Origin of the sequence: Streptococcus sp. 2_1_36FAA (assembly GCF_000161955.2) — a bacterium.
In the GTDB taxonomy this organism is placed as follows: domain Bacteria; phylum Bacillota; class Bacilli; order Lactobacillales; family Streptococcaceae; genus Streptococcus; species Streptococcus gordonii.
Window position 1 is genome coordinate 235,570 of sequence record NZ_KI391976.1, and the last position, 13,611, is coordinate 249,180.

The following is a 13,611-nucleotide window of genomic DNA, read 5'->3' on the forward strand; positions in this document are numbered from 1 at the left end:
TCTGTAGTTTTTTTTTGTATTTCTATTGTCTGTCTAAACACATATGAAAAACTTTGAGTTCTAATAGATGCACTAGGATACTTATCTAAAATTTGTGTCACTTTATATAACCCTATCCCTCGTTCTTCACCTTTTGTTGAAAAACCATTTTTAAAAATATTATTCCTATTTACACTTTCCTCCCTTGTCTTATTTTCAACTATAAAATAAAATCTATCATTATGAGAAAAAATAGCAATGTTAATTTCCGGATCTTTTGATAATAATGTTGCTTCTATGGCATTATCTAAAAGAATTGAAATAATTGTAATAAAATCTAGCAATTCAAATGAATATAAATCTTGCCTACCATCCACCTCTATAGCAATTTCAACCCCCTTATTATAAGCCTCAAGTAATTTTGCTGATAAGACACTTTTTAGGGCAGTGTTTTCAATTTTGGAAAGATTAGCAATATCGTATTTTCTATCCGAAAAATCTTTTACGGTTTTTGATAAAACTGTATCATATACATTCTGAATAGATGCTATATCGTTTAACTCAATACCTGATTTTATACTTGTAATAATGTTTATATAGTCATGCCTAAATAATCGTATCTCCTCATATAAGGACTCAATATGACTACTATATTTTTCTAAGTTCTGAACTTGGTTATCTTTCTGCTCTTTCAACTCTCTATCAATCTCATCAGTGATCTTAGAATGCAAAAAAATTAGCATAATCAGAAAGTAAATAACGTATATCCCTACTAAATTCTCTCTTAATTTAAGTGCATTTGGAATCACGTCTGTAAAAATAGAAAAAATTTGAAGCAATATAAAATAAAATGCCATTGAAATATCAAATGTTAACAAATAATATTTTAATTGATTTTTAGAAAACCCAATTTGCAAATTTTTAAAGTCGATCTGGATAGTTTTGGTCAAATAATAAAATGTTGGGAATATTAACAGTTCAATCAATAGTGATAATACCGGAAATTTATTTGTAATATTTATTGATACACCAAACATCGGTAATAAATCAAATGCAATAACCCTACTAAATAAACTTTCGACAACTACTGGATATAGACCAAAAAATACAGCTAATGTTCGATTACTAAATTTATTTTTATATAATGAGTAAATTAACCAAAATAATAATGAAGAAAAATATCCTATTGGTGGAACAATATAAAATAATACTCTAAAAATGATTGGTAATAGAAAATAAAGATAAAAACGTACCTTGTCCCCTGTAATTTGTTGATATAGCATTAAAACTACGATAGTATGAACAACAAATGTTATTTCTTCAAGCAAAAAATTATTGATATACAAAGTTAAAACCTTTTAAAAATCTAACCTTTCCTTGAGTTTCTTTAATTTAGTCTTAGAAACTAAGCAACTTTCTCCATTTTCAAATAGAATTAGCTTATTTTCCTTATCAATCTTACTAATGTTTTCAGGATTTACGACAAATGACTTGTGACATCTGTATAACCTATTATCCGTTTTTTCAATCTCAGAAATTCCAGCATAAAATTCTAATCTTTCATCTATCGTATGCATAATAACCTTATGCACAGTAGGCGATGTTTCAAAATAAAGAATTTTATTAAATGGAACTTGGACACGAGATAGTGATGTTTCAAATTTAAAAGAATCATGAGCAACAGTACTTCCATTTTTTTCCAATGTATATTCAATCGCTGATTTTACTCTTTCATAAAAATGAAGATCACCAAGTGCCTTATCAATAAAATCTAAAGCACTAACTTTATATCTGAATGTTAATGGCATAAACTCAGAATGGGTAGTCACAAAGACAATAGTTACATTGGGATCGAGTTTTCTAATTTGATAAGCAAGCTCTAATCCTTTTTTTTCTTCATCCTTGATCTCAATATCTAAAAAAAATAACTGATGAGCCCCTCTCTCACTTATCTCTGCTAATAATTGAGATGGCTTTCCAAAAATCTCAAACTTATTAATTTTTAAATTTTCATCTTTTATAACCTTATAAATAATAGTCTCTATGCGAGACTGCTGTAGTAATTCGTCTTCCAAAACATAAATGTTAAGCATCTCTATTCCCTCCATCTATATAAAAAGGCATTTACATTATGACAATATACTGACCAATTATGATAATACGATATTTTATTTTTAATTTATTTTATCATAATTATAAAACAATAGAATGAGAGGCAAAAAATATTTTCTGTCTAAAAATAATCAAATTGATAATTAAAATCAACAAATTATGTAAAAAATATTCATTAAAATATCAAATATTGCCTAACAAAAAAGCTATTAAAGTATTTAAGGATACAAATAATGGCTTATATTTTATCATAATTCTCTCCCAAAATACAGTGAATACTAAAATAGGCAGGATAAAGAACACTAACACTACTGATTATAAATCAATCATTCTTCTTACCAAGAAAATAAAGTACGAAAAACTCTTTTCTGGCCATTTAGAATTATATGGTGCAATTGATTTAACAGAAGATCTAGATGTATTAATGAAAGAAATTAACGAATACCTAACTGAGTGGTTAAAATTCACAACTAAAAGCTTATAAGTAACATCAAAATAACAAAAAATTTGACTCCATTAATTAAGATTTCATCTGATAAATGGAGTCTTTTATTATACATAATGGTTTAACCATTTAGTTAGAATTTCAAGGTAATTAGGAACTACGTAAATTATAGTATCGAACCAGTCTGACGAAGATACCCTGAACTGTAGTTTCGCTTGAGGAAATTTCTGAAGCACTCACTCATAGTGATACGATTACAACTAAGACTTATGTCAACACTTCAAACGTAATCCCAATGGCTGTTGGAGAAATTGCCTTTCGTAATCTTAAGAAGTAATGGTGTGAATTTTGCTAAAAATCATCAAAAAAACACTCCATGGTGTGAACCATGAAGTGTTTCGAAACGTTGATATAATCGTATTGATTAACGTTTTGAGGCAACTGACTCTGTCAGTTTGCAGCCACATTTGTAAGCAACTAAAGTCGCAACAACTGTGTCAATTGCACCAATTTAGTATAGAAATATAAAAAAGAACACCAAGAAAGGTGCTCTTTGTAAGTATAGTAATTCTTTCAAATTAACGTTTACTAAATTGTGAAGCTTTACGAGCTTTCTTAAGACCTGGTTAGAAACACTTTTATTTGAATAAGTTTCAAGATATGCTTAAAATCAATGTTTTCCCACGTTTTCAGAAAGAACAATTTCATCTAATTTGAATAACTTTCAGTTGAATGGTGTGAATTTTACCCTAAAAATACACAAATTGAGCTAACTAATATCTAAAATTCACACCATTGAATAATCTAATTTTTATTATGTTTTTTTGTAGAATACTCCCTTTATTTTTTCGTATAGAAAACAAATGAGAAAGACACTTGAGTATAAAACAAGCGTCTTTTCTATTATTCTAAAAACTAACTATGATGGAAATCTATTCCTATTCCTCCCCTTGCTTTCCCATTCGTTCTACCAATCCTGCAATTAAAAGAGGGATAATTGCAAAAAAGATTGTACCTCTTTCTCCCCAAATTAGCAATCCAACTGCCAATATAATTGAAATTATTGCTAAAGCAACAGCTACTTGATGATATATTTTTTTACTCATAACAATTAAACTCCTATCTATTAAATGTACTAGAGTATATTTTGGTTGATATTATCATAGAAACAACCGTTATTGTCATAATTAAGATACAGCTTGCAATTATTAGTAGAATAGCATTAGTATTGCTAATCCAAGAAATAAATACTAGACCAAAAGCTGTTTTCTGCAAAATGTAAACTGCTCCCATAATGAATACCAAAACCAGTATATTTACGACTGTGCTTCCAAATGTACCAAAGGCATAAACCGACGGAAGTAAGAATACTACATACATAATGCCAATCAATAAGCCAGCTATTGATATGAATATATGTATTTGTATACTGAATTGTTGAAAAATTAGAGCGGTTATAAGACTCAAAATCAGAGTTATAAAACTAACAAATATTATTAGAGAGATACAAAAAATGTACCTAGCTAGAACTATCGTTTTTTTGGAAATTGGGAAAACACCAACAAACCTGTTCCAACCACTTTCATAGTCAGAAACTAATAGACTGGTTGGTATAGATGCCAAGCCAATTGGTCCCATTATTGATAAAAAAATTGCTCCAGACTCTCTACCAAAAATTGTTATTAACAATAACGCACAGACAATTAACAATCTATTCGTCACACTTACTTTATTCAAAATAAGTTGAAAATCTTTATAGAGTAGTCCCTTCATCTATCCTCACTCCCTTTGCTAGAAATAATAATATTTCTTCTAATGTAGCATAGTCTTCACTATCAACTTCATTTTGTGATACGTCAACTAAATATTGAATAATGTTATCTTGAGACGACTTATATTTGATGTTTTTCAATGGCAAATGTGCTATTTCGGTTTTAATAGCGTAATGGTTAAGTAACTCACTCCTCTCGCCCTTTAGTAGAATTTTCCCATTTTCAATAAAAATAAAATAATCAGCGACTTGTTCCAAATCACTTAAAATATGCGAAGACAATAGTACAGTCATTCTATTATTATCTACATATTTTTTTAGTATAGTTAAAATCTCTTTTCTTACAATAGGGTCAAGCCCGCTTGTTGCTTCGTCAGCAATCAAAAGTTTAGGATGATGGGATAATGTGGCAGCAAAGTTTAGTTTTACAACCATTCCCCTTGAAAAATCTCCAATAGCTTTGTTAATAGGTAAGGCAAATTTATCAATTAAGCTGTAATAAAGTTCTTTATCCCAACTTGGATAAATCATTTTTAGCATTTTTTCAATTTGTTGAATTGAAAACGAATTTGGAAAATAATTTTGTTCTAAAATCACTCCTAGGTTAAGTTTTATTTGATATTCATCTTTATCAGAATCCAAACCTAAAATTTTCATATTACATGAGTCACTTTTTATTTGATTTAACAACAAATTCAGAAAAGTTGATTTTCCTGAACCATTTTCACCAATCAATCCAACAATACTTCCTTCTTGGATTTTTAAATTATTGATTTGTAGTTGAAAATCTGTATACCGCTTGCTTAAGTTTAGCACTTCTAATACTGGTTTTGTATTCATTTTTTACACCTCGCTAAGATTGCAATAGCATATACACAACCGTTAAGCTATTTCCAATTAGAATTACCAACGTCAATAGAGTATTAACTTTTTTAGATACATTGGCCTTTTTTAATTCAATAAATAATAATAAAGCTACTAAAACATAATTACCTAAACTCATTAGTAAAGTAAATAAATTTGTTATTGTGATAAATAGACTTGTTATCACAGAGATAGCACCTGTTATTGAATAAGATAATAGATAAATAAAATACAATGTATTTTTAAAATCATAGTTATCTATGTTTATGTCAGAAAATCTTATTATTATCTTCTTAATTATAAAATAGGTTATATTGGTATTTAAAATTAATACACCAGCTGTAATTACTAGTGAAACCACTATAAATAATAGTGTATTGAATAAGTTAAAGTGTATATTGTATTTTATTTGAAAGGTTTTTTCAGAAATAAAAATACTTCTAAGGATAAAGATAAATAATGAAATTGTAAATACAATGGGTAATTTATGCTTTTTATCCATTTTATTTCTCCTTAACTAATGAAATTAATCATGAAAGGGGTTATAAAGGTTTCAACCCCTGCCGCTAAAGCTAACAATAGGAAAGAGACTATAAAACGTTTAGTCACTTTTTTCTTATCTTGGTTCTGATTCCTCATATTCATTATAGTATCTGATAAATATACATAAGAGCCTATTTCAATCAATCCATGTGGTAAAACTAGCAATAAATATGTTATTGACGAAAAGGAAGACAACAAAAGTCCCAAGATTACTCCATTAATTATAAAGAAAATATAGATAATTGATTCACCAAAGATATATGCTAATAATAACCAAATACTAGCAATTGAATTTTTTAAAAGTATTTGGATAAAATCTTCAAAGCCAAAAGCTACATTATAGTTTGAAATTACTTGCTTTTCAGAAGAAGTGGAAAAATAAAATACTATAAGAGCGGTTAATAAATAGGTCAAAATTAAATATTTTTTCCCTCTCATCCTTTCTCCCTTAGTAATCTAATTATTACTTACTTGAATTTTGAAAAATTGAGGAAGAATTTATCTCCCTCAATCCTCCAACAGTATTTAAGCACTTACGACACCAAAACCAGCTAAAACTGGTGCAATCCATGCTGGAAGTGTAATCCCAGCAATAATTGCAAAGGCATCAACAATTGAACCGCCAGCAGATACAAAGTCTACAATATCTTGGTACCATCCTGGAGCCAACCGAATACCAAATTTTCCACAAATCCAGTAGATATTTCCTACCGCAATAAGCATACCTACAGAAACGAGCAAACTAAATAGAAAAGTTTTTTCAATTTTATTAAGATTGAAGTTTAGTGATACATTGTTTCTCATAATAAACCACCTTTCCCAGTGCAATATAAAGCAGTATTAGTACATTCACAAATTCACCTTTTTGTTTTGGACCCCCATAATAACCATCTCTTTTCTTTTAGTATTATTATCCTTTAGAAAAATATTTTACTAGTATTAATTTCGATAAAGGATAATTGGTGTAACCGATTACACTGTTATTCTAGCACTCTTTTATATATAACCTAGATAATTTCAAATAAGAACTTTAATTTACTATTATTTTCATATTTGAAAAAATACACCTTATTACTTATTTCGATTTATAATAATAGTAAAAGGAGGTTCTACCTTATGTTAAAAACAATTTTAAAAAGAATTATTTCTCTCGCTCTTGTCCTACCATTTTTCCTACTACCAATTTTATAAGCTATTATGAGCTAAAATGTTAAAAAGCTGCTAGATTTAAATCTAGTAGCTTTTTTATCAATGTAAAAATTGTTGTAGATTTATTCTTAAAAAAGAGGCAGCAATGGGATTACCTAGCTTTTCAATCATGTTTATATCATTATCTATTTTTTCAATGCTCTTTACATCACCATTGAGATAGTCTGATACTTGTTTTAAAACATGCAAACAAGTAATAGCAAACATATCTTGGTAATTCAATATTTCTTCTAATTTAGATATGAAATACCTCACATAGTAAATCTCTTTCCGCTCAATTAAAATTAAAATTAGATTCAAAAAGGCTATTTCAGCACTTTTTTTATGACTTGTAAGTGAGGAATATAATTTACTACGTTCTTCAAACGCTTTACCTAAAAAAATTAAATCTCTATCTGACAATATGGACATTGTATTACCAAATATATACAGTTCATATTCTGTCCATGCTTCAATCTCATATAAATAATTAGTTAAAAATTTTTTATCTTCATCAGTTATTAGAGAGCCGTTATCGAGGGAATGGATAGCTACTTTAATAACTAATAGGTTTAAACGATTATAAACATCAAAACTTTCGTATCCCTTATAAGTTACCAATAGCTTTTTTAAACCATCAATATCTTGTTTCGAGTGAAGCGCTGCTATTTTTTCTCCTAATTTAAAAAATTCAGGCTCTTGATAATTATTCAGTGCATATCCAAACTCTGAAAAGTTCATATGAATACCCGATATAGCTACTAATAGCTTATCAGACGAAAGCATCGTCTGACCATTCTCAAATTTAGATAATTGTGAGACAGACAATTTATCACTTGCAACATCTTTCAATTTTAAGCCTCGTGCAATACGTAACTCACGAAAAAGCTCTCCTAAATCCATTGATTCTTTTGTATTCATCTGCATGTCTCCTATTTTTTAGCTATTGATATAAAACTAAAAACTTAAATTCTCATGTATATCAGGCTTCACTTAACTCTTTCAAGTAATTTCATGTTTTACAAAATTAATTACTTTATAAATTTGTATGCTCAAATCGAATTACATCAATTTCTTTATCCGATTGTTCCTTATACAAAGAAATTAAATTTTCCGTTTTCCTTTGAATATCCTTTTCATACTTAAGTTGAATGAGTTCTATTTTATCTTCGTCAGACATGTTATTATTTTCAAGTCCTAACTCTTGATTCAGTTGTTCTTTTGTATAAGTTTTCTGTTCCACTTCTCGTTGAAATTGAGCATACTCAAAAAGATTTTCTAACAGTAACTCTTCTTCTGCCATACGAGCATAATGCCAATCATTAGCTAAGCGCTCCAAATGGTCTGCCCATTTCACATCCCCTTTCATCTCTCCAAACTCATTGTAAGGAAAAAGCGCATCCACATCAACTTTTAAAGCTTTAGCTATATCTTCAAGGCGTTCCCAGCTTGGGTCGGTAGTGCCTTTTTCGTAGTTAATAATCGTTTGTTTTGTGACACCAATAATCTTAGCCAATTCTTTTTGAGTCATTCCTGCTTTTAAGCGAGCTGACTTAATATCTAATTCTCCAGCTCGTAGAACAGTCGTATAATTATATAAAGGAGCCATTAGTATCTCACTTTCTGGGTAAAATATATTTTTACTTTTTTGGGTCGACAGGTAAAATTTTGTTTTGTATAATAAAGATAATTCAAGGTAAAATAATTATTTACCTCTTGATTATATAATATTTTACCATAAAAGTAAATGAGAGGAGACAAAAATGACACAGTTTTATGGTTATGCCCAAATAATTGAACTTGTTAAGGGATTGAACTCTATCTCTACACTAAAAAAAATGGCGTTTAAAGATTGAACAACTCACAGGGACTACCTTTGAAGAAAGTCGAGTCCGAACTGGTAAACGTTCTTACAGTAAAATCTATCTCTTTACAGATGATGATATTGAAAAACTCCAACAAATTGCAGATACCAAAGGAAACCTTGGGCTTGATAAAGCAATCTTAAAAGCCTATGCACCGAGTAGAGCCTCTCCCTTATCTATTAACCAAAAAGTCAATCGTTTAACTGTTCAATTAAAAGGGTTAAGTCAAAAAGTAACAGACTTAACACAACAGGAACAGGTATTAGCTATTCGTATAGAGCAGTTAAGAAAACAGATTGAAGTTTTAGAGAAATCGAAGAGGAAAAAATTATTTGGGAAGTGAGCACGGCTAGAAGCACAACGCCATGGGCGAGTGTGTAGAAACACGGTAGCCCATAATGGCGTGCCCGTGCTTGGACGGGCAATCTTCCCCAAAAATTAGTACCCCGATACTAATAGGGGGTACGAACGTACACGAAAGTAGGGCTAAACCCTTGATACGTCTGGGGTTAAAGCCAATCAGTTGAAGTTTGCGCTGAAATCCCTTGGGGGAGTATGGTTCAAAGCTAATTCTGCGTACGTTTAGAAAAGATAACTACTTTAAAAAACACAAAGGAGAATACTATGACAAACTTAACACTAACTGACACAACACTTAAACTTGGCGAATTGAACCTTGATAAAAGTCAATTCATGCTACCTAAAAAAGTGGTAGTGCTTTCTGCTCGTATGAGTTATAAGTATCAAGAGGTAAATGGCGAACAAGTCCGAACAGACGAACCATCCAAACTAGTTTGTAGCGTTCAAGATGCGGATAAAATCAAAGTGTTAAAAGAAATGAACATTGCCATTGAAGAACTCAAAGCGATTACGCTTGAAATTAATGACAACCTCGACAAAATCACGAAATTGGCAGAAAATGACGGTTTACTTGATAAGACCGTTGAACTCGTCAATCCTCAAGTCCGTCTCATGTGGAACATGACTCGTAGTAACTGGTCTGGAGTAAAACTAGTGGCAAACGACCTTAAAATGACTGGTGACTAAGCATGGATAACAGCGTAAGGATTGACTACTTCGCTGTGACCATTAAAGATGTTCCACCAGAGGAGGTGTTAGAAGAGATACTCCTTATACCCCAAGACCAGTTTGCCCTTAATGCTTGGGGAATAAACAAGTATCAAAGCCACTATGCCTGTTCAGATATCAAAGTTTACTTTAACCAAGTCTTAGATAAGATGGGGGTCTATCTGGAACTCAAAGGACGAGGCTGTCGCCAATATGAGGAATTTATGGTGGGTAACGCTAACAACTGGGTAGCTCTGGTCACACGCCTTTACCGCTATCAGGTCAACTTTACCCGAATAGATATTGCCAATGACATCTACGATAAGGCTTTATCCGTTCAAACCCTCTACGCCTACTGTAAACGAGGCTTGTGTATTACAAGAGCACAATATATGGACTATCACGAGCGGTCAATCCTTGAAACAGGCGAACGGGTTGGTGAGACCGTCACCATAGGGGCACGAGGGAGCCAACAATGGTGTGTCTATAACAAACTCATGGAACAAAAAGGTAAAGGTAAAATCGTTGATGAGACAAACGCTTGGGTCAGAGCAGAACTCCGTTGTTGGCAAGGAAAAGCCAATATCATTGCTCACCAAATACACCTTAAAAGACCTCTGACAGCCATTTACTTTGAGGCAATCAACGGACACTACCGTTTTGTCAGACCAAATGGCAGGGACACAAATAAGCGCAGACGCCAACCCGTCAAATGGTGGCTGGATTACCTCCAGACGGAAATCAAAACACGGTTAAGCACTGAACGTACCAAGCCAACGCTTAGACAGTCAGAACGATGGGCGGAAAAACAAGTCTCAAAGACCTTAGCCAAACTCTATGTGGCTAAATATGAGGCAACAACTCTTGAAGGAGCAGACCAATTTCTCCAAGACCTCTTAAAACTGGGATTATCGAAATTTACCAACAGCGATGAAAAGGAGATTGACCAATATGTCCGTGAACACCAAAGTTCCAACACTTGGGGCATACAAAAAGACGACTTGTCGTAAACAAATCGCCTTAGAAATAATAACTACAAATATTATATCATGAAAGGACAAAAAAGACTATGCAAGTGATTTTACCAGACGAACAAATTCATCAGCTACAACTGTTAATTAGCTGGCTTATAGAAAATGAAATAAAAAATAAATTGGATAGTAACAACATTGAAAGTCCATTCTTGAACAAGCAACAAGCTTGTAAGTATCTAGGAATTGCCAATAATACGCTTGATTCTTGGATAAAAAAGGGGTTACCAGTTATTCGAGTTGGAAAAACTGTCCGCTTTGATAGAATTGAACTCAATCACTGGTTACAAAATCAGTAGCATTCTAACCGTGGTTTGATATAATTAAGCCACGGTATTTTTCTAGCTCAATTCAAAAAAAGGAGAATACTATGTCAATTACAAAAACTAAAAATGGAACTTATCGCTTACGTATCTATGTCCCAGAAGAAGTCAAATCATCATTGGGAATTGATAAAAAAGTGATTGAAAAACGTTTTAAGCTAAGGAGTGAAGCTAAAAAATACGAACTTGAATTACAAAACAGGATTGATAAAATTTTAAGCGGAGATTCAACCTCATTGGAAACAAATGGTTCAACCCTCTTTTCCGATTTTTATCACAATATTTGGTGGGAATCCTATAAAGCAGGTCAAACAACATCTACCACAAAACCACCTTCACAAGCTACTATTGACGGTACAGAAATTGTCTTTAGAAAACATATCCTACCCTTGCTTGGAAATTATTCTATTGATTTTCTCAATCAAAATAAACAAGTTGTTTTGAACCTATTGACCCAAAAAGCAGAAGAATATGCCAACTTCAAAGTCATCAGAAGCTATGTTAACTCTATTTTTGATTGGGCTGAGGAATTAGAATATATCGAAACTAATCGCCTCTCTAAAACCATTAGCCGTATTAAGGCAACTAAAAAAATCAAACTACAAGAGGCTAAAAATGATGAAGATTTGTATCTGTCACAATCAGAACTACAAGCATGGTTTACAGCGTTTGAAGAAGATTTAGAAAATGACAAACTCCTGTTCAAAGATTATGTGTTATTCTATACAACCTTTTTCCTAGGTGATAGAAAATCTGAAAGCTATGCCTTACAATGGAAGCACATTAACCTAAAGAAACAAGAAATTCAGTTAGTGAGAGCCTTGGATAAGTATAAAAATCCAAAGTCAACTAAGGGTAATAAAAAGACGACTTTCCATATTCCCATTGAGCTAGCTGATTTACTCCGTGTTTGGAAAAAGCAACAAAAATTGGAATTAGCAAAATTCAATATTATTCAATCTGATGAACAGTATGTCTTTACTTATATTGACACAAAAGGAAACGTTAATAGTCCCTTACATGCTGATTATCTTAATAATAAGATGAAGTCAGTCGAACGCCGTCATAAGGAACTAATACACGCTACACCTCATAAATTACGTCATACGGGGGCAACTCTTGCCAAACAATCTGGCACATCACTAGAAGCCATTTCAGAGGCTCTAACGCATAGCGACACTTTTACAACTAAGACCTATGTCAATACTTCAAATGTCGTTCCAATGGCTGTTGGAGAGATTGCTTATCGTAACTTAAAAAAGTAATGGTGTGAATTTGGTGTGAAAAGTGGTGTGAATTTTACTTAAAAGACATCAAAAAACACTCCATGGTGTGAACCATGAAGTGCTTGAAACGTTGATATAAAAGTATAATATTAACGTTTTGAGAACTGACTTGCTTTACGAGCTTTCTTAAGACCTGGTTTCTTACGTTCTACCATACGAGCATCACGAGTAAGAAGACCTGCGCGTTTAAGAGAATCGCGGAAGTCTGGGTCTACTTGAAGAAGGGCACGAGCGATACCGTGGCGGATAGCTCCTGCTTGTCCTCCGTAACCACCACCGTTAACGTTTACGAAAACGTCGTATTGACCAGCAGTTGAAGTAACTGCAAATGGTTGGTTGATAACCAAACGAAGGTCAGCGTGTGGGATGTACTCTTCAACATCTTTTTTGTTTACAGTGATTTTACCAGTTCCTGGAACAAGGCGAACGCGTGCAACAGCGTTTTTACGACGTCCAGTACCTGCATATTGTGCTTGTGACATAGCTTATTTGTTCCTTTCCTTAGATAAGTTCTGAAATATCAAGAACTTCTGGTTGTTGTGCAGCGTGAGTGTGCTCAGCGCCTACAAATACTTTCAATTTCATACCTTGAGCACGGCCAAGAGTATTATGTGGAAGCATACCTTTAACTGATTTTTCGATCAAACGAACAGCGTTCTTAGAGCGAAGTTCACCAGCAGTGATAGATTTCAATCCACCTGGGTACATTGAGTGAGTGTAGTAAACTTTATCAGTAGCTTTCTTACCAGTCAATTTAACTTTTTCAGCGTTGATAACGATTACGCAGTCACCTGTATCAGTGTGTGGTGTGAATGTTGGTTTGTTTTTTCCACGAAGTACGCTTGCTACAACAGCAGAAAGGCGTCCAAGAGGTACATCAGTAGCGTCAACTACGTACCATTTGCGTTCAACTTCACCTGGCTTAGCCATGTATGTTGTTTTGTTCATGATTTCTCCTATTTGAATATCGTTTTTGTTTACAGGGCGGATGTTCCGGTCCGCAAGTTATTTGAAAGGTTCCGGGGCCTTACAAATGGGGTAAACAATACCGCCTACTATCATACCAAATTTTTAGGCCAAAAGTCAATATCTTTGCCGGAAATATTTCACTTTTTAGCTTGTTTTCGTTTTCAAGT

General features: G+C 32.4%; 16 protein-coding genes and 2 pseudogenes. 6 read left to right on the forward strand and 12 right to left on the reverse strand.

Going from position 1 to position 13,611, the window contains the following annotated elements:
- Both HMPREF0847_RS08970 and HMPREF0847_RS08975 read right to left on the reverse strand, forming a co-directional pair.
- Positions 1–1,325: sensor histidine kinase (locus HMPREF0847_RS08970; protein WP_020992797.1), on the reverse strand; the 1,325-nt coding region annotated here is incomplete at its 3' end.
- 12 nt (positions 1,326–1,337) lie between these two features.
- The gene (locus HMPREF0847_RS08975) at positions 1,338–2,072 is read right to left on the reverse strand and encodes a response regulator transcription factor (RefSeq protein ID WP_020992798.1); all 735 of its coding nucleotides are present in this window, start codon (positions 2,070–2,072) and stop codon (positions 1,338–1,340) included.
- 675 nt (positions 2,073–2,747) lie between these two features.
- On the opposite strand from HMPREF0847_RS08975, the pseudogene HMPREF0847_RS11135 reads away from it, so the two are divergent.
- A pseudogene (locus tag HMPREF0847_RS11135) lies at positions 2,748–2,873 on the forward strand (tyrosine-type recombinase/integrase); the annotation flags it as partial.
- A 601-nt stretch (positions 2,874–3,474) separates the two neighbouring features.
- On the opposite strand, the gene HMPREF0847_RS11280 reads toward HMPREF0847_RS11135, so the two are convergent.
- The 8 genes from HMPREF0847_RS11280 to HMPREF0847_RS10955 all read right to left on the reverse strand — a co-directional run bounded on the left by HMPREF0847_RS11280 (position 3,475) and on the right by HMPREF0847_RS10955 (position 8,511).
- Entirely contained in the window at positions 3,475–3,642 is a 168-nt protein-coding gene (locus tag HMPREF0847_RS11280; RefSeq protein WP_020992799.1) for a hypothetical protein, read from the reverse strand.
- A 13-nt stretch (positions 3,643–3,655) separates the two neighbouring features.
- On the reverse strand, positions 3,656–4,309 hold the full coding sequence (locus HMPREF0847_RS08985; protein ID WP_000677415.1) for an ABC-2 transporter permease: 654 nt from the start codon (positions 4,307–4,309) through the stop codon (positions 3,656–3,658).
- A complete protein-coding gene (locus HMPREF0847_RS08990; protein ID WP_008808388.1) occupies positions 4,290–5,147 on the reverse strand; it encodes an ABC transporter ATP-binding protein in 858 nt (285 codons plus the stop codon). Before HMPREF0847_RS08990 ends, HMPREF0847_RS08985 begins: the two co-directional genes overlap by 20 nt.
- A gap of 13 nt (positions 5,148–5,160) precedes the next feature.
- A complete protein-coding gene (locus HMPREF0847_RS08995; protein ID WP_020992800.1) occupies positions 5,161–5,673 on the reverse strand; it encodes a hypothetical protein in 513 nt (170 codons plus the stop codon).
- An 11-nt stretch (positions 5,674–5,684) separates the two neighbouring features.
- Positions 5,685–6,152, reverse strand: coding sequence for a stage II sporulation protein M (locus tag HMPREF0847_RS09000; RefSeq protein WP_008808387.1), 468 nt, complete (start codon positions 6,150–6,152; stop codon positions 5,685–5,687).
- An 87-nt stretch (positions 6,153–6,239) separates the two neighbouring features.
- Positions 6,240–6,518 carry a class IIc cyclic bacteriocin gene (locus HMPREF0847_RS09005; protein ID WP_008808386.1) on the reverse strand — a complete coding sequence of 93 codons (279 nt, stop codon included), beginning with the start codon at positions 6,516–6,518 and terminating at the stop codon, positions 6,240–6,242.
- A gap of 444 nt (positions 6,519–6,962) precedes the next feature.
- Complete coding sequence (locus tag HMPREF0847_RS09010; protein ID WP_020992801.1) at positions 6,963–7,823, reverse strand: helix-turn-helix domain-containing protein; 861 nt, start codon at positions 7,821–7,823, stop codon at positions 6,963–6,965.
- A 115-nt stretch (positions 7,824–7,938) separates the two neighbouring features.
- Positions 7,939–8,511 (reverse strand): helix-turn-helix transcriptional regulator, encoded by a 573-nt coding sequence (locus HMPREF0847_RS10955; protein WP_008808384.1) that lies wholly within the window; start codon positions 8,509–8,511, stop codon positions 7,939–7,941.
- Positions 8,512–8,665: 154 nt separating this feature from the next.
- Between HMPREF0847_RS10955 and HMPREF0847_RS11465 the strand changes: the two are divergent.
- The 5 genes and pseudogenes from HMPREF0847_RS11465 to HMPREF0847_RS09040 all read left to right on the forward strand — a co-directional run bounded on the left by HMPREF0847_RS11465 (position 8,666) and on the right by HMPREF0847_RS09040 (position 12,454).
- Positions 8,666–9,110 (forward strand): annotated as a pseudogene (locus HMPREF0847_RS11465) (hypothetical protein).
- Between the two features lie 281 nt (positions 9,111–9,391).
- Complete coding sequence (locus tag HMPREF0847_RS09025; RefSeq protein WP_008808382.1) at positions 9,392–9,814, forward strand: hypothetical protein; 423 nt, start codon at positions 9,392–9,394, stop codon at positions 9,812–9,814.
- 2 nt (positions 9,815–9,816) lie between these two features.
- A complete protein-coding gene (locus tag HMPREF0847_RS09030; protein WP_008808381.1) occupies positions 9,817–10,845 on the forward strand; it encodes a replication initiation factor domain-containing protein in 1,029 nt (342 codons plus the stop codon).
- 59 nt (positions 10,846–10,904) lie between these two features.
- Positions 10,905–11,165 (forward strand): helix-turn-helix domain-containing protein, encoded by a 261-nt coding sequence (locus HMPREF0847_RS09035; protein WP_008808380.1) that lies wholly within the window; start codon positions 10,905–10,907, stop codon positions 11,163–11,165.
- Positions 11,166–11,236: 71 nt separating this feature from the next.
- Positions 11,237–12,454 (forward strand): tyrosine-type recombinase/integrase, encoded by a 1,218-nt coding sequence (locus HMPREF0847_RS09040; RefSeq protein WP_008808379.1) that lies wholly within the window; start codon positions 11,237–11,239, stop codon positions 12,452–12,454.
- 110 nt (positions 12,455–12,564) lie between these two features.
- Here the strand turns inward: HMPREF0847_RS09040 and rpsI are convergent, their stop codons facing one another.
- Both rpsI and rplM read right to left on the reverse strand, forming a co-directional pair.
- Positions 12,565–12,957: a 30S ribosomal protein S9 gene (gene rpsI, locus HMPREF0847_RS09045; protein ID WP_008808378.1), complete on the reverse strand. Its 393-nt coding sequence runs from the start codon at positions 12,955–12,957 to the stop codon at positions 12,565–12,567.
- 19 nt (positions 12,958–12,976) lie between these two features.
- Positions 12,977–13,423, reverse strand: a complete 447-nt coding sequence (gene rplM, locus HMPREF0847_RS09050; RefSeq protein ID WP_008808377.1) for a 50S ribosomal protein L13 — start codon at positions 13,421–13,423, stop codon at positions 12,977–12,979.
- Between the last annotated feature and the right edge of the window lie 188 nt (positions 13,424–13,611).